Here is a 14009-nt window from a genome sequence, read left to right as displayed (position 1 = left end):
GAATGGTAGAATTCCTGCAGGACAATTGGCTTCTGTTGGCCGGCCTGGTGGTGCTGGCCGGGGTCATGTTCAAGGGCCCCATCACCATGTGGCTCACCGGCGTCCGTTCCGTGGATCCGGCCGAGGCGGTCCGCCTGGTCAATCAGGAGGGCGCCCAGGTGGTGGACGTCCGCGAGGACCGGGAATGGCAGCAGGGGCACATCCCCAACGCGGTGCATGTGCCGCTGGGCCAGCTCCAGGACCGGCTTTCGGAGCTGGAGCGGTACAAGCAGGCCGGAACCCCCCTGGTAATGGCCTGCCGGTCCGGGAACCGGTCGGCCAGCGCGGCCCTGCGCCTCCGGAAGGCCGGGTTTACGTCCGTCTACAACCTCAGCGGCGGCACCATGGCCTGGCAACAGGCCGGCATGCCGCTTGAGAAGTGATCCCCGAGGAAGGACGAACATGGCACGAGTCGAGATGTACGCCACCAGGATCTGCCCCTACTGCAGCATGGCCGACGCCCTCCTGCGGTCCAAGGGCGTGGAGCCGGAGAAGACCCTGGTGGACGTCCATACCGAGGAGCGCGCCCGTATGCTGGAACGCTCCGGGGGCCGGCGCACGGTGCCGCAGATCTTCATCAACGGTCAGCATATCGGCGGCTTCGACGAGCTGAAGGCCCTCGACCAGAAGGGGGGGCTTGATCCCCTGCTGGCGGAGGCCGCCGCGGAGGAGTAGTGGGCCTCCCTGGGGCCCGGCATGGTGGAGAACGGTCACGCGCGGACGACGGGAGCGGGTATGAGTGAAGAGCAGGGCGCCTCGGGGGAGCAGCCGGTATTCGCCTTGGAGCGGGTGTACGTCAAGGACCTGTCCTTCGAGTCCCCGAACGGGCCGGAGGTGTTCACCTGGCAGGGTCAGCCCCAGGTGAACGTGGAGCTGGGGACCCAGGGCCGGGTGGTCAGCGACAAGGGCCATGTGGAGTCGGTGCTCACGGTGACCGTGCGCTCCACTCACGAAGACAAGACGGTCTTCATCGCCGAGGTGCAGCAGGCGGGGCTGTTTCGGATAACCGGAGTACCCGATGACCAGCTCGAGCAGCTCATGGGAATCAACTGCCCCACCATCCTGTTCCCCTATGTCCGGGAGGCCATCTCCAACATGGTGACCCACGGCGGGTTCCAGCAGCTCCTCCTGGACCCGGTGAACTTCCAGGCCCTCTACGAGCAGTCCCGTCAGCAGCAGGCGGGGGAAGCCGGGGAGCACTGACCGTGGCCAAGGGGCGCACCGGTGGCGTTGCGGTCCTGGCGGTCCTCGGCCTGCTCCTGGGAAGCGGCGCGGCCGCCGAGACCTTCAAGTCCATCGACGCGGGCAAGGCGAACCTGCGGGCCGGCCCCGGGGCCGAGCATCCGCGGCAGTGGGTGGTCAGCTACGGGTATCCCGTACGCATCCTGGATACCCGGAACGGCTGGGCCCGCGTGGAGGACTACGAGGGGGACGTGGCCTGGGTGGCCGAGCGCCTGCTGTCCGACCGCCGCACGGTCCTGGTGACCAAGCAATTGGTGAACGTCCGCGAGGGACCGGACACGAGCCGCGACATCGTCTTCCAGGCGGAGCAGCATGTGGTGCTCCGTTACCTCGGCAAGCGGGACGACTGGGTGCACGTCCAGCACGCCGACGGCGAGAAGGGCTGGGTGTACGCCGCCCTGGTGTGGGGGGACTGAGCATGGAGCGGGCCGCCGTCCTGGGGGCGGGCGCCTGGGGCACCGCCCTGGCCATCCACCTAGCCCGCTGCGGCTTCCGGGTCCTCCTCTGGGACCGGAGCCCCGAGCGGGCGGCGGCCATGCAGGACGCCCGGGAGAACCCGGACTACCTGCCCGGGGTCCCCTTCCCCGACGAGGTGACGGTCACCGCCGACATGGCGTCGGTGGCGGGCTGCCGGCGCCTCGTGCTGGCGGTGCCCAGCGCGGTCCTGCGCGAGGTGACGACGGCGGTGGCCGGCCACGCGGACCCCGAGTCCTGGGTGGTCTGCGCCACCAAGGGCCTGGAGGAGGGCTCGGGCAAGCTCGCCCACGAGGTAATGGCGGAGGTGCTGGGCGAGCACGCCGCCGGCTGGGCCGTTCTCTCGGGGCCCAGCTTCGCCGAGGAGGTGGGGCGGGGCCTGCCCACCGCCATCACCGTGGCCCAGCCCGACCTCGACCGCGCTGAGGTTCTGGCCGCCTGGTTCCGCTGCGACCCCGTGCGGGTCTACACCAGCGACGACCCGGTGGGGGTGGAGCTGGGGGGTGCGGTCAAGAACGTCATCGCCATCGCCGCCGGCATCGCCGACGGCATGGGCCTCGGCTACAACGCCCGCGCGGCCCTCATTACCCGGGGGCTTGCGGAGATGAGCCGGCTGGGGGTGGCCTGGGGCGGCCGGGCGGAGACCTTCGCCGGCCTCACGGGGCTGGGGGATCTGGTGCTCACCTGCACCGGACCCCTGTCCCGCAACCATCAGCTGGGTGAAACCCTGGGCCGGGGCACCGCGGTGGAGCGCGTGCCCGTTGCCCTGTGGCGCCGGGCCGAAGGGGTGCGGGCCGCCCGGGCGCTGCACGCCAAGGCCCGCGAGCTCGGCGTGGAGATGCCCATCACCGAGGAGGTCTACCGCGTCCTGTACGAGGGGGAGGACCCGCGGCAGGCCCTGCACAGCCTGATGCACCGCAGCCCCAAGACGGAGCAGCCGCTTAGCGCCCGGGATGGTCAAGCCTGAGCCCCCTGCCGCGGCGGACGCGGAACTTCCAGCGAGGGTGCGAGCCCAATATCCAGGCCCGCCGCGTCTCCGCCCCCATCGCGGGGCGCGCGGGCGCACTTCGGCCGGAGGGAGAGATGGCGGACAAGATCGCCGAGATGAAACGTCTGATGGTGGAAGCGCTCCTGGAGCGCCAGGGGCGGTGCTTTGTCCACGTGGTCCCCTCGGTGGGCGAGGAGGTCTCTGCCCTGCCCGCGGAGTACCTGGACCGGGACAGCTGCACCTTGGCGTTGAACATGGCCACCCAGGTGCCAGTGGTCAACGAATGGGGCGTGGAGGTAAGCACTCGCTTTGGGGGGCGCCCCTTCAACTGCGCCGTCCCCTGGTCGGCGGTGGTCCAGGTGTTCGATCCCGACCAACAGGCGGCGGTGCTGGCCTGGCTGTTCCCCGTCCAGGAAAACGCGGACAGCGAGGACGAAGTCGAGGTGACTTCCGCGGACACCGAGCAAGCGGAGGAGGACACCTCCAAGGACACCGGCCGGGAAGGCAAGCGCACCGGCCATTTGAAGGTCATCAAGTAGGACGGCCCGTCCGTCCCAACCAATCCGATCGGGGTGGGCCAGGGAGCCGCTCGCCGCAAGGCGGGAGGAAAGTCCGGGCTCCACAGGGCAGGGTGCCGGGTAACGCCCGGCGGGGGTAACCCCGGGAAAGTGCCACAGAAAGCAAACCGCCTCGCCCTCACGGGGCGGGGTAAGGGTGAAAGGGTGCGGTAAGAGCGCACCGCGTCGTCGGCAACGGCGGCGGCACGGTAAACCCCACCCGGAGCAAGGCCGAATAGGGGAGCATGGGCGTGGCCCGCGCCGCTCCCGGGTAGGCTGCTCGAGGCGGTCGGCAACGGCCGTCCCAGATGAATGGCTCCCACCCGCCGCCCTCTGGACGGCGGGGACAGAACCCGGCTTATCGGCCCACCCCGATTCTTATTCATTGCTGGAACGACCGGAAGGTCCCAAGCCCGCCCCATGGCGGGCTTTTTTGTTTTTTTCGATGGCGGATTCGTATGTCCCTGGCCGCCAGGGAATTTCCTTGACGGGGGGGTAGGCCCTTACTAGAGTTCGCAAAAGGGGGACAGAGTGGGATGCAGTGGGGTAGGGTGGGACAATGTTCCGTGGAGCCTTCGAGCATACGATGGACGAGAAGGGGCGTTTGTCCATTCCGTCCCGTTATAGAGAGCTGCTGGAGGCAAACAGCCACGGACAGGTCGTGGTGACGGTCGATCCGGACCGCTGTCTGGCCGCCTATCCCTTCCCGGAATGGGAGAGCATCGAGTCCCGCCTCGGGGAGATGTCCATGCTGCGCCGGGAGGTGCGCCAGTTGGAGCGCTTCCTGGTGGGCAACGCCGTGGAATGCGAGCTGGACCGCCAGGGGCGCATCCTCCTGCCGCAGACCCTGCGGAGCTTCGCGGGGCTACAGCGCGAGGTGGTGGTGGCGGGCCAGATCAAGAAGTTCGAGATCTGGGACCAGGAGCAGTGGTCCCAGCAGCAACAGCAGTGCCTGGACTCCATGGAAGGCGCCATGGAGGTCCTGGCGGAGCTGGGCCTGTAGGCGGGTCCGGCCGGGTATGGAGGCGGCATGGGGTGATGGCGGCGGAAGGGAGACAGCATCTCCCGGTCCTGGCGGAGGCGGCGGTGGACGCCCTCCGTCCGGGGCCGGGCCGTCGCCTGGTGGACGCCACCTACGGTCGGGGCGGCCACGCGCGGCTGATCCTGGACAGGCTCGGCGACACGGGGGCGCTGCTGGCCCTGGATCGGGACCCGGAGGCCGTCGCCCACGGCCGTGCCGCATTCGAATCCGACCCCCGCTTCCGAATCCTCCGCCACCCCTTCTCCCGGATTGGCCAGGCGGTGAAGGAGGCGGGCTGGTCCGGGGGCGTGGACGGGATCCTGGCCGATCTGGGGGTTTCCTCGCCGCAGCTGGACGACGCCGGCCGGGGCTTCAGCTTCCGCGAGGAAGGCCCTTTGGACATGCGGATGGACCCAGGAACGGGCCGCAGCGCCGCCGAATGGCTGCGGGAGGTGAGCCCCGGGGAGCTGGAACGGGTCCTGCGGGAGTACGGCGAGGAGCGCCACGCCCGGCGGGTGGCGCACGCCATCCTGGCGGCCCGGGAGCGGGACGCCCTGGCCACCACCGGCGACCTCGCCGAAGTGGTCCGGGCGGCGGTCCCGGGGCGCGGCGAGCCGGGCAAGGACAAGGCCACTCGCACCTTTCAGGCGGTGCGGATGGCCGTAAACGACGAGCTGGGCGAGCTGGCGGCCTTCCTCGAGGCGGCGGTGGAGGTGCTGCGGCCGGGCGGAAGGCTGGTGGTGATCGCCTTCCATTCCCTGGAAGACCGCATGGTGAAGCGGTTCATCCGCGAGGAGGCCCGGGAGTGCGTCTGTCCACCCGACTTCCCGGTATGCCGTTGCGATAAGGTGGCGCGTCTGCGTCCGGTGGGCAAGCCTCTGCGTCCCGGGGCCGAGGAGCGGGACGCGAATCCCCGCGCCCGGAGCGCCATTGCTCGGGTGGCGGAGCGGTTGGCGGCGTGAGGCAGGCAGGGGCGGTGGCGGTCCTGGTGGTCCTGGTTCTGGTGAATGCGGTGGCCGTGGTCTGGGTCCGCGAGGAAGCCCGGCGGCTGGACCTCACCATCCAGGAGCACCGCGACCGGGTTCGGGCGCTGGAAACGGAATGGGGGCGGCTGCAGCTGGAGCGGGCCGCCCTCGGGGCCCGCAGCCGGGTGGAGGAGCTGGCGCGCGAGCGGCACGACATGCATACCCCCGATCCCGGGGAGATCTGGGACTTTCAGCCATGAAGCTCGCCTGGCGGGGACGGTTCGCATATTTCCTGCTTCTGACGGGATTTCTGGGCATCACCGTCCAGCTGTTCCGGGTGCAGGTGGTGCGTGCACCCGACCTGCAAGATAAGGCACGCCAGCAGGCGCTCCACAAGGTCCGGGTGCCCGCCATCCGCGGTGCGATCCTGGACCGGAACGGCGCTCCGCTGGCGGTGAGCACGCCCGTGAAGTCGGTGTACGCGGCCCCGCCGGAGATGGGCGCAGGGCGGGACGAGCTGGAGCGGCTGGCCCGGACCCTGGGCCTGGAGCTCCGGGTGCTGCGCGAGCGGCTGGAGCGGAGTACCCCCTTTGTCTATCTGCGGCGGCAGGTTCCGCCGAGTGTGGCCGAAGCAGTGCAGGCCCTCGGCATCAACGGCATAGGCACGGGGCAGGAATACCGCCGCTATTACCCCACGGGTGAGGTGGCGGCCCATGTGGTAGGGTTCGCCGGCGTGGATGGAACCGGCCTGGAGGGGGTGGAGCTGGCCTACAACCAGACCCTGAGTGGCACCCCCGGCCAACGGTTGGTCGAGCGGGACGCCCTGGGGCGGGATATGCGCACCCTGCGGGTGGAGAAGCCCGTTCGCCGGGGGGACGACCTGCGCCTCAGCCTGGATAGCCGACTCCAGTACGTGACCTACCAGGCCCTCAAGGAGGCGGTGGCCCGGTACGAGGCCAAGGCCGGCATGGCGGTGGTGGTGGACCCTCAAACCGGGGAGGTGCTCGCGCTGGCCAACGTCCCCTCGTACAATCCCAATCGCCGCGGTGGGCAGGGCCGGGCCGGGACGCGCCGCAACCGGGCCGTCACCGACGCCTTGGAGCCGGGATCCATCCTCAAGCCGTTCACAGTGGCCTCCGCCTTGGAGGAAGGCCAGGTACAACCGGATACCGAGGTGTTCTGCGAGAACGGACTGATGCGCGTTGGGGGCCACGCCATCCACGATGCCCATCCCATGGGCGAGGTCTCGGTACAGGAGGTGATCCAGAAATCGAGCAACATCTGCGCCGCCAAGATCGCTCTGGATCAGGACAGCCAGCAGCTGTGGGGCCACCTGCGGGGCTTCGGTTTCGGGGAACGTCCCGGGACGGGGTTCCCGGGGGAGGCCAGCGGGGTGCTTCGCGCTCCCTACCAATGGAACCGCTTCGAGCGGGCCACAACCGGCTTCGGCCACGGCATGACCGCAAGCGCCCTCCAGGTGGCGCGCGCCTACGCGGTGCTGGCCAACGGTGGGGTGCGCCTGCCGCTCACCCTGCGGCGGGTGGGTCCCGATGAGATGGTTCCGGGCAAGCGGGTCCTCAGCCGGGAAACGGCGGAGGAAATGGCAGAGATGCTGAATCTGGTTGTTGGTCCGGAGGGAACGGGCAAGCGCGCCGCTCTGGAGGGATACCGGGTGGCGGGCAAGACCGGAACCGCGCAGAAGCCGGACGAGGACGGCTACGCGGAGGAAAAGTACCTGTCCGCCTTCGCCGGCTTTGCCCCCGTCAGCGGCCCCGGCCTGGTGGCCGTGGTGATGGTGGATGAGCCCCGGGAAGAGCACTACGGCGGGGAGGTGGCTGCCCCCGCCTTCCGCCGCATCATCGCCCAAGGGCTGCGCCTGCGGCAGCATCCGCCCCGACCCACCGAGGAGGAGGGTGGGCCGCCGCCCGCGCTACGGCAGGCCCGCGGCAACGGGGAGTCGGCCGAAGCGAAGGGGCCTGCTTCATGAGGTGGGAACAACTCCTGCCCGAGGCGGTGTGCGAGGGCGCCGGGTGGCGCCCGGTGGAAGCAGTGGCGGCCGATAGCCGCACGGTGCGCCCCGGCACCCTGTTCTTTGCCCTCAGGGGAACGGCCGCCGACGGCCACGACTACATTGGCGAGGCCATCGCCGCGGGGGCGATGGGCGTGGTGGCGGAGCGGGCCGTGGATCTGCCGCCGGAGACGCCGCTGGCGGTTCATCCCGAGGCCCGGCGGCTCCTGGGGGAGGCGGCGGCGCGCTTGGCGAGCCACCCGTCGCGGGAGCTTCCGGTGGTGGGCGTGACGGGGACCAACGGCAAGACCACTCTGGCCTGGCTGCTGGCGGCCCTGTTCGACGACGGGGCGGTGGTCGGCACCCTCGGCTGGGGGCGGCCCACCGGCTTGCACCCTTCGGGGGAGACCACCCCGGATGCCGTAACCCTGCAGGCGCGCCTGAGCCGCCTGCGTGCCGAGGGGGTGACGGGGGTGGCCATGGAGGCCAGCTCCCACGCCCTCGACCAGGAACGGCTCGCCGGGACGGCTCTGGTCGGGGCCGTCTGGACCAATCTGACGCCGGAGCACCTGGACTACCACGGGGATCTGGCAACCTACGGGGCGGCCAAGCGGCGCTTGCTGGAGCGGCCGGAGCTGGACTTCGCCGTAATCAACGCGGAGGACCCCGCCGCTGCCGATTTCGCGGGGGGCGTGGCTCCAGGGGTCCATCTGTGGCGGTACGGCCTGGAGGCGGGGGACGTGCGCATGGAACAGGCGGAGTGCGGTCCCGACGGGATCCGCCTGCGCGCCGCCACCCCCCGGGGCGAGGTGGCAGTGCGCTCCGCGCTGGTGGGCCGGGTGAACCGGGCCAACCTGCTCGCGGCGGTGGCCGCCGGCCTCGCCCTGGGGCTGGAGCCCGCCGAGGTGGGACGGCGCCTGTCGGCCGTGCCCCCCGTGCCCGGCCGCATGGAAAACCTCGGCACGACGCCCCGCGGGGCCCGGGTCTGGGTGGACTACGCCCATACCGCCGACGCCCTGGAGCGCACCCTGGAGGGGGCCCGCGAGCTCACCCAGGGCGCCCTGTGGTGCGTCTTCGGCTGCGGCGGGGAGCGCGACACGGAGAAGCGGCCGGCCATGGGCGCGGTGGCGGCGCGCCTCTGCGATAGCGTGGTGCTCACCTCGGACAACCCGCGCGGTGAGGACCCCGAGGGGATCCTCGCGGCGATCCGGGCCGGGATGAAGGACATCGAGCCGGTGGTCGTCCCGGACCGCGGCGCGGCCATCGAGCACGCCCTGGGGGCCGCCGGGCCGGAGGATGCGGTGGTGATCGCTGGCAAGGGCCACGAGCGGGAGCAGGTGCTGGCCGACCGTTGTGTCCCCTTCAGCGACCGGGAGGCGGTGCGCCGCTGGCTGGCCGGCTCCCGGGAGGTTGCGAGCCATGATGACCCTGGCTGAGGTGGCGGAATGGACCGGTGGCCGGCGCCACGGCGAGGCCGTGGTCTCGGCGGTGGATACCGACACCCGGCGCCTCCGGCCCGGGGCCCTGTTCGTGGCCCTGCGCGGGGAGCGCTTCGACGGCCACGACCACCTCGGCGCCGCCCGCGAGGCGAGTGCCGCGGCGGCCGTGGTGGAGCGGGGCGCCGATACGGCCGGCCTGCCCCGGGTGGAGGTGTCCGACACCGCCCAGGGCCTGCTGGACCTGGCGGCCGGTTGGCGGCGCAGCCTGCCGGCCTCGGTGGTGGCGGTGACGGGCTCCTGCGGCAAGACCACGGTCAAGGAGATGCTGGCGGCGGTGCTGGGCGCCGCCGGAGGCCGGAGCCACGCGACGCCGGGAAACTGGAACAACACGGTGGGCGTGCCCCTGACCCTGTTCGGCCTGGGGCCGGAGCACCGCTACGGGGTGGTGGAGGCGGGCATCAACCGGCCCGGCGAGATGGACCGCCTGGCCGCGGCCATCGCGCCGGACGTGGCAATTATCACCAACGCCGCCGCCGCCCACCTGGAGGGTCTGGGCTCCCTGGAGCGGGTGGCGGCGGAGAAGGGCCGCCTGCTGGAGGGTCTGGGCCGGGAAGGGGTGGCGGTTCTGAACGCCGACTCGCCCTTCGGCGAGCAGTGGGCGCGCGCGGCACCCGGGTCGGTGCTGCGCTTCGGCATGGAGGCCCCGGCGGAGGTGCGGGGCGAATGGGCGCCGGAGGGCGACGGCGGGCGGCTGTGGCTGCGCCTGCCCGGTGGCGAGGCGGAGGCCCGCCTGGCCCTGCCGGGTCGCCACAACGCGCACAACGCCCTGGCCGCGGCCGCCGCGGCCGCCGCCCTGGGCATCCCGGCGGCGGATGTGGCCCGCGGCCTCGAAACGGTGGCCCCCGTGGAAGGACGGTTGCGTGTGGGCCGGGGGCGGGCGGGTCTTACCGTCCTGGACGACACGTACAACGCCAACCCCACCTCCCTGGAGGCGGCCCTGGAGGTGCTCGCCGAAGGCCCGGGCCGTACCTGGCTGGTCCTGGGGGACATGGGGGAGCTGGGCCCTTCCGGGGCCGAGCTCCACCACCGGGCCGGGGAGCAGGCCCGGGCCCTCGGCGTGGATGCGCTCATCGGGGTCGGTGCCCTGGCCGGGGAGGCGGTGCGGGGCTTCGGCGCCGGGGCGCGCAGCGCCGCCGACTGGGAGGAGGCCGCGGCGGCGCTGGAGAGCGAGGCGGCGAGCGGGGATCGGGTGCTGGTAAAGGGATCGCGGACCATGCGGCTGGAGCGGCTGGTGGCCCGCCTGGGGGGGGACGACTAGGTGCTGTATCACCTGCTGTTCGAGCAATGGGGAGACCTGCCCGGCTTCTCCCTGTTCCAATTCATCACCTTCCGCACCATCGCGGCGACGCTCACGGCGCTGATCCTCTCCTTCCTGGTCGGGCCGTGGATGATCGCCCGGCTGAGCCGCTACAACATCGGCCAGACCGTGCGGGAGGAGGGTCCGGAGAGCCACCTGCCCAAGGCGGGGACGCCCACCATGGGGGGGACCCTGATCCTGGTGGCCCTGGTGGTGCCCACGGTGCTGTGGGCGGATCTGAGCAACCGCTATGTGTGGGTGGTGCTGCTGGCCACGGCGGCCTATGGGGCGATCGGCCTGGTGGACGACTACCTCAAGCTGGCCAAGCAGGACCCCCGGGGCATCGGGGCGGGCAACAAGATGTGGGGCCAGCTCCTGGTGGCCACGGTGGCCGCCGTGTACATGTACAACCTGGCCGACGCCCCTGTGGACACGGCCCTGGCGCTGCCCTTCATCAAGGACGCCCTGATCCCCCTGGGGATCGTCTACATCCCGCTGACCGTGCTCGTGGTGGTGGGGACCTCCAACGCGGTGAACCTCACCGACGGCCTGGACGGACTGGCCATCTTCCCGGCCCTGATGATCGCTTTCGGCCTGGGGATCTTCGCCTACGTCACGGGCCACGTGGGGTTCGCCGAGTACCTGCAGATCCCCCATGTGGACGGGGCGGGGGAGATGGCCGTGATCTGCGGCGCCCTGATCGGCGGCGGGCTGGGCTTCCTGTGGTTCAACGCCTACCCGGCCCAGGTGTTTATGGGCGACGTTGGGGCCCTGGCCCTGGGCGCCGCGCTGGGCCTCATGGCGGTGGTGGCCCGCCAGGAGATCGAGCTGGTCATCATGGCCGGCATCTTCGTGGTGGAGACCCTGTCGGTGATGATCCAGGTGGCCTCCTACAAGCTCACCGGCCGGCGGGTGTTCCGCATGGCGCCGCTGCACCACCACTTCGAGCTGCAGGGCTGGCCGGAGCCGCGCATCGTGGTGCGGTTCTGGATCATCACGGTGATCCTGGTCCTGGTGGCCTTGTCCACGCTGAAGATCCGTTAGGGAGCGCGAGATCGTCATGACCGCCGAAGCCCGCTCGATCCCCGCCGCCGCCCGCGCCGACCTGGCCGGGCGGCGCGTGGCCGTGGTGGGGGCCGGCAGCACGGGGCGGAGCGTGGTGCGCTTCCTGCGGGCGGCGGGCGCCCGGGTGGCGCTCACCGACAGCCGCCGGAACCCCGCGGGGCTGGACGGCCTGGATCTCCAGGAGGCCCTGGCCGGGGGGCTGGCCCTGGGCGGCCTCGATGGCGACCTCCTGGCGGCCCAGGACCTGGTGGTGGCCAGCCCCGGCGTGCCCCTGACCGAGGGGGCCCTGGAGCGGGCCCGGGCGGCGGGGGTGCCGGTGATCGGGGACGTGGAGCTGTTCGGCCGCTACGCGGAGGCCCCCGTGGTGGCCATTACCGGCTCCAACGGCAAGAGCACCGTGACCACCCTGGTGGGGGCCATGTTCGAGGCCGCGGGCCGCCCGGTGCGCGTGGGCGGGAATCTGGGAACCCCGGCCCTGGACCTCCTGGACGGTCCGGCGCCCGAGGCCTACGTGCTGGAGATCTCCAGCTTCCAGGCCGAGGGCCTGGACCGCTTCCGGCCGCGGGTGGCCGTGCTGCTGAACCTGAGCGCCGACCACCTGGATCGGTACCCGGACGAGGCGGCCTATTTCGACGCCAAGCTCGGCCTGTTTCGCAACATGGGCGAGGGCGACACCGCCGTGCTGAACGCCGACGACCCGGAGGTGCGGAAGCGGGCGCAGGAGGTGCCGGCCCAGGTGCGGCGGGGCTGGTTCGGCGCCGGGGCGCCGGCCCCCGGTGGGGCCGGGCGGGTGGAGCGGGCCGACGGCCCGTGGCTGGCCCTGGGCGGCCCCGATGGGCCCGAGCCGGTGCTGCCGGAGGCCGAATGGCCCCTGGTGGGCGCTCCCAACCGTCAGAACGCCCTGGCCGCCCTCGCCGCCGGACGGGCCGCCGGCCTGGAAACCGAGGCCCTGGCGGGGGCCATGCGGGGGTTCCGCGGCCTGCCCCACCGCATGGAGCTGGTGGCCACGGTGGACGGGGTCCGCTACGTGAACGATTCCAAGGGCACCAACGTGGGGGCCGTGGCCTCCGCCCTGGAGGGGCTGCCGGGGCGCTGGGTGTGGATCGCCGGCGGCATCAACAAGGGCGGGGATTTCACGGTCCTGCGTCCGCTGCTGGCGGAGCGCTGCCAGGAGGCGGTGCTGATCGGGGAGGCCGCCGGGGAGATCGCCGCCGCTGTGGACGGCGCCGCCCCGGTTCACCAGGCCGCCGACCTGCACGCGGCCGTCCGGCGGGCCGCCACGGTGGCGGCGGCGGGGGACACGGTGGTGCTGTCGCCGGGCTGCACCAGCTTCGACCAGTATTCCGGCTTCGCGGCCCGCGGCGAGGACTTCCGGCGGGCGGTGACGGCCCTGGGGGAGAGCCATGCCTTCCGCTGAGAGCCAGTGGCGGCGCCTTCCCGACCCTCCCCTGCTCGGGGCGGTGGCCGCCCTGCTCGGCCTGGGGCTGGTGATGGTCTATTCCGCCTCGGCGCCATTGGCCACGGAACAGGTGGGCAGCTCCTTCCAGGTGGTGGGTCGGCAGCTGGCCTACATCCTGATGGGCCTGTCGGTGGGAGCCGGGTGCGCTCTCACGCCGCCGGAGACGTGGCGGCGGGTGGCCCCCATCGTGCTGCTGGCGGGGTTGATCTCCTTGGTGCTCGTTCTGATTCCCGGCGTGGGGGAGCGGGTGGCGGGGGCCGCACGTTGGCTGGACTTGGGAGTCGCCCGGGTCCAGGTCTCGGAGCCGTTCAAGGTGGCCTTCATCCTCTATCTTGGCAGCTATCTGGTGCGCAAGGGGGAGGCGCGGCTGGCCACCTTCGTCCACGGCCTCCTGCCCATCCTGGTGATCGCGGGGCTGGCGGCGGCCCTGCTGCTGCTGGAGCCGGACTTCGGCGCCGCCGCCCTGGTGGTGGGTACGGGGCTGGTCATGGGCTTTCTCGGGGGGATCCGACTGCGCCACCTGCTGGCGGCCGCCCTGAGCGCGCTGCCCTTCGCGGCCTGGGCGGTGTTCGGGAGCGACTACCGCTACCAGCGGGTGGCGGCCTTCCTGGACCCCTGGACGGATCCTCTGGATTCGGGGTTCCAGCTGCGCCAGTCCCTGATCGCCTTCGGGCGTGGCGAGTACGGCGGCGTGGGTCTAGGGGACGGCATTCAGAAGCTGTTCTACCTCCCCGAGCCGCATACCGACTTCATGTTCGCCGTGGTGGGCGAGGAGCTGGGTCTGGTGGGGACGCTTACGCTGCTGGCCCTCTATGGGGTGGTGGTGCGGCGCGGCTTCATCATCGCCGAACGGGCCGGGGACGCCTATGAGCGCCTGGTGGCCCAGGGCATTACCTTCCTCCTGGGCTTCCAGGCCCTCGCCCACATGGGGGTCAATCTGGGTCTGCTCCCCACCAAGGGGCTGACCCTGCCGCTGGTGAGCTACGGGGGCTCCAGCCTGGTGGCCACCCTGGCCGCACTCGGCATCCTGGCCTCCATCGATCTCCATCGGCCGGGTCGTGCAACGGGGCGTGGCCGGGCCGCTCCCCGGCGAGTAGCGGGGGTGGCGGCGTGACGGGTCCGCGCGGCACCCTTCGCCCCGAGGCGGCCCGCAAAGGGCAGGGCCCGGTGCGGGTGGTCATCGCCGCGGGCGGCACCGGGGGCCACGTCTTCCCCGCCCTGGCGGTGGCCGACGAGCTGAGCCAGCGGGGCGTGGAGGTACATTTCCTGGGGACCGGCTCCGGGGTGGAGGCCCGGGCCGTTCCCGCCGCGGGGTATCCCCTGCACCGCCTGGAGATGCGCGGCCTGCGGGGCAGCGGCTGGCGGCGCTGGGCGGCGCTGCCCTGGGCCTTGGGC

The 14009-nt window shown here is 71.9% G+C and carries 16 protein-coding genes and 1 other RNA gene; all 17 read left to right on the top strand.

The window, feature by feature from the left end:
- Positions 1 to 2 precede the first annotated feature (2 nt).
- On the top strand, positions 3 to 422 hold the full coding sequence (locus ACLFRB_RS06355) for a rhodanese-like domain-containing protein (RefSeq protein WP_411068167.1): 420 nt from the start codon (positions 3 to 5) through the stop codon (positions 420 to 422).
- A gap of 19 nt (positions 423 to 441) precedes the next feature.
- Entirely contained in the window at positions 442 to 714 is a 273-nt protein-coding gene (gene grxC, locus ACLFRB_RS06350) for a glutaredoxin 3 (protein WP_411068166.1), read from the top strand.
- Between the two features lie 60 nt (positions 715 to 774).
- Positions 775 to 1242, top strand: a complete 468-nt coding sequence (secB, locus tag ACLFRB_RS06345; RefSeq protein WP_411068165.1) for a protein-export chaperone SecB — start codon at positions 775 to 777, stop codon at positions 1240 to 1242.
- Positions 1243 to 1244: 2 nt separating this feature from the next.
- Positions 1245 to 1697, top strand: a complete 453-nt coding sequence (locus ACLFRB_RS06340; protein WP_411068164.1) for an SH3 domain-containing protein — start codon at positions 1245 to 1247, stop codon at positions 1695 to 1697.
- A gap of 2 nt (positions 1698 to 1699) precedes the next feature.
- The gene (locus ACLFRB_RS06335; protein ID WP_411068163.1) at positions 1700 to 2722 is read left to right on the top strand and encodes an NAD(P)H-dependent glycerol-3-phosphate dehydrogenase; all 1023 of its coding nucleotides are present in this window, start codon (positions 1700 to 1702) and stop codon (positions 2720 to 2722) included.
- A 116-nt stretch (positions 2723 to 2838) separates the two neighbouring features.
- Positions 2839 to 3282, top strand: coding sequence for a ClpXP protease specificity-enhancing factor SspB (locus ACLFRB_RS06330; protein WP_411068162.1), 444 nt, complete (start codon positions 2839 to 2841; stop codon positions 3280 to 3282).
- A gap of 30 nt (positions 3283 to 3312) precedes the next feature.
- Positions 3313 to 3677: RNase P RNA component class A (rnpB, locus tag ACLFRB_RS06325), an RNA gene on the top strand.
- Between the two features lie 182 nt (positions 3678 to 3859).
- Positions 3860 to 4303, top strand: a complete 444-nt coding sequence (gene mraZ, locus ACLFRB_RS06320) for a division/cell wall cluster transcriptional repressor MraZ (protein WP_411068161.1) — start codon at positions 3860 to 3862, stop codon at positions 4301 to 4303.
- 35 nt (positions 4304 to 4338) lie between these two features.
- A complete protein-coding gene (gene rsmH, locus ACLFRB_RS06315; RefSeq protein ID WP_411068160.1) occupies positions 4339 to 5283 on the top strand; it encodes a 16S rRNA (cytosine(1402)-N(4))-methyltransferase RsmH in 945 nt (314 codons plus the stop codon).
- A complete protein-coding gene (gene ftsL, locus ACLFRB_RS06310; protein ID WP_411068159.1) occupies positions 5280 to 5546 on the top strand; it encodes a cell division protein FtsL in 267 nt (88 codons plus the stop codon). The genes rsmH and ftsL overlap by 4 nt, the downstream gene beginning before the upstream one ends.
- The gene (locus tag ACLFRB_RS06305; RefSeq protein ID WP_411068158.1) at positions 5543 to 7273 is read left to right on the top strand and encodes a peptidoglycan D,D-transpeptidase FtsI family protein; all 1731 of its coding nucleotides are present in this window, start codon (positions 5543 to 5545) and stop codon (positions 7271 to 7273) included. The genes ftsL and ACLFRB_RS06305 overlap by 4 nt, the downstream gene beginning before the upstream one ends.
- Positions 7270 to 8730: a UDP-N-acetylmuramoyl-L-alanyl-D-glutamate--2,6-diaminopimelate ligase gene (locus tag ACLFRB_RS06300; protein ID WP_411068157.1), complete on the top strand. Its 1461-nt coding sequence runs from the start codon at positions 7270 to 7272 to the stop codon at positions 8728 to 8730. The genes ACLFRB_RS06305 and ACLFRB_RS06300 overlap by 4 nt, the downstream gene beginning before the upstream one ends.
- Positions 8714 to 10051 carry a UDP-N-acetylmuramoyl-tripeptide--D-alanyl-D-alanine ligase gene (locus ACLFRB_RS06295; RefSeq protein ID WP_411068156.1) on the top strand — a complete coding sequence of 446 codons (1338 nt, stop codon included), beginning with the start codon at positions 8714 to 8716 and terminating at the stop codon, positions 10049 to 10051. Before ACLFRB_RS06300 ends, ACLFRB_RS06295 begins: the two co-directional genes overlap by 17 nt.
- Positions 10052 to 11134 carry a phospho-N-acetylmuramoyl-pentapeptide-transferase gene (gene mraY / locus ACLFRB_RS06290; RefSeq protein WP_411068155.1) on the top strand — a complete coding sequence of 361 codons (1083 nt, stop codon included), beginning with the start codon at positions 10052 to 10054 and terminating at the stop codon, positions 11132 to 11134.
- A 16-nt stretch (positions 11135 to 11150) separates the two neighbouring features.
- A complete protein-coding gene (murD, locus tag ACLFRB_RS06285) occupies positions 11151 to 12572 on the top strand; it encodes a UDP-N-acetylmuramoyl-L-alanine--D-glutamate ligase (protein WP_411068154.1) in 1422 nt (473 codons plus the stop codon).
- Complete coding sequence (gene ftsW, locus ACLFRB_RS06280) at positions 12559 to 13728, top strand: putative lipid II flippase FtsW (RefSeq protein ID WP_411068153.1); 1170 nt, start codon at positions 12559 to 12561, stop codon at positions 13726 to 13728. The genes murD and ftsW overlap by 14 nt, the downstream gene beginning before the upstream one ends.
- A gap of 53 nt (positions 13729 to 13781) precedes the next feature.
- On the top strand, positions 13782 to 14009 hold a 228-nt coding region (locus ACLFRB_RS06275; RefSeq protein ID WP_411068188.1), incomplete at its 3' end, for a glycosyltransferase.

This window comes from Thiohalorhabdus sp., from assembly GCF_046545655.1.
Lineage (GTDB): Bacteria > Pseudomonadota > Gammaproteobacteria > Thiohalorhabdales > Thiohalorhabdaceae > Thiohalorhabdus.
Note: the sequence above shows the minus strand (reverse complement) of the source record. Positions and strands in the feature narration are given on the sequence as shown.

Bases quoted from the DNA above. Each gene is read 5' to 3' on its own strand.
- ACLFRB_RS06335 (WP_411068163.1), top strand. From the start codon at position 1,700: ATGGAGCGGGCCGCCGTCCTGGGGGCGGGCGCCTGGGGCACCGCCCTG.
- ACLFRB_RS06305 (WP_411068158.1), top strand. From the start codon at position 5,543: ATGAAGCTCGCCTGGCGGGGACGGTTCGCATATTTCCTGCTTCTGACG.
- rsmH (WP_411068160.1), top strand. From the start codon at position 4,339: ATGGCGGCGGAAGGGAGACAGCATCTCCCGGTCCTGGCGGAGGCGGCG.
- ACLFRB_RS06355 (WP_411068167.1), top strand. From the start codon at position 3: ATGGTAGAATTCCTGCAGGACAATTGGCTTCTGTTGGCCGGCCTGGTG.
- murD (WP_411068154.1), top strand. From the start codon at position 11,151: ATGACCGCCGAAGCCCGCTCGATCCCCGCCGCCGCCCGCGCCGACCTG.
- secB (WP_411068165.1), top strand. From the start codon at position 775: ATGAGTGAAGAGCAGGGCGCCTCGGGGGAGCAGCCGGTATTCGCCTTG.
- grxC (WP_411068166.1), top strand. From the start codon at position 442: ATGGCACGAGTCGAGATGTACGCCACCAGGATCTGCCCCTACTGCAGC.
- ACLFRB_RS06330 (WP_411068162.1), top strand. From the start codon at position 2,839: ATGGCGGACAAGATCGCCGAGATGAAACGTCTGATGGTGGAAGCGCTC.
- mraZ (WP_411068161.1), top strand. From the start codon at position 3,860: ATGTTCCGTGGAGCCTTCGAGCATACGATGGACGAGAAGGGGCGTTTG.
- ACLFRB_RS06300 (WP_411068157.1), top strand. From the start codon at position 7,270: ATGAGGTGGGAACAACTCCTGCCCGAGGCGGTGTGCGAGGGCGCCGGG.
- ftsW (WP_411068153.1), top strand. From the start codon at position 12,559: ATGCCTTCCGCTGAGAGCCAGTGGCGGCGCCTTCCCGACCCTCCCCTG.
- ACLFRB_RS06295 (WP_411068156.1), top strand. From the start codon at position 8,714: ATGATGACCCTGGCTGAGGTGGCGGAATGGACCGGTGGCCGGCGCCAC.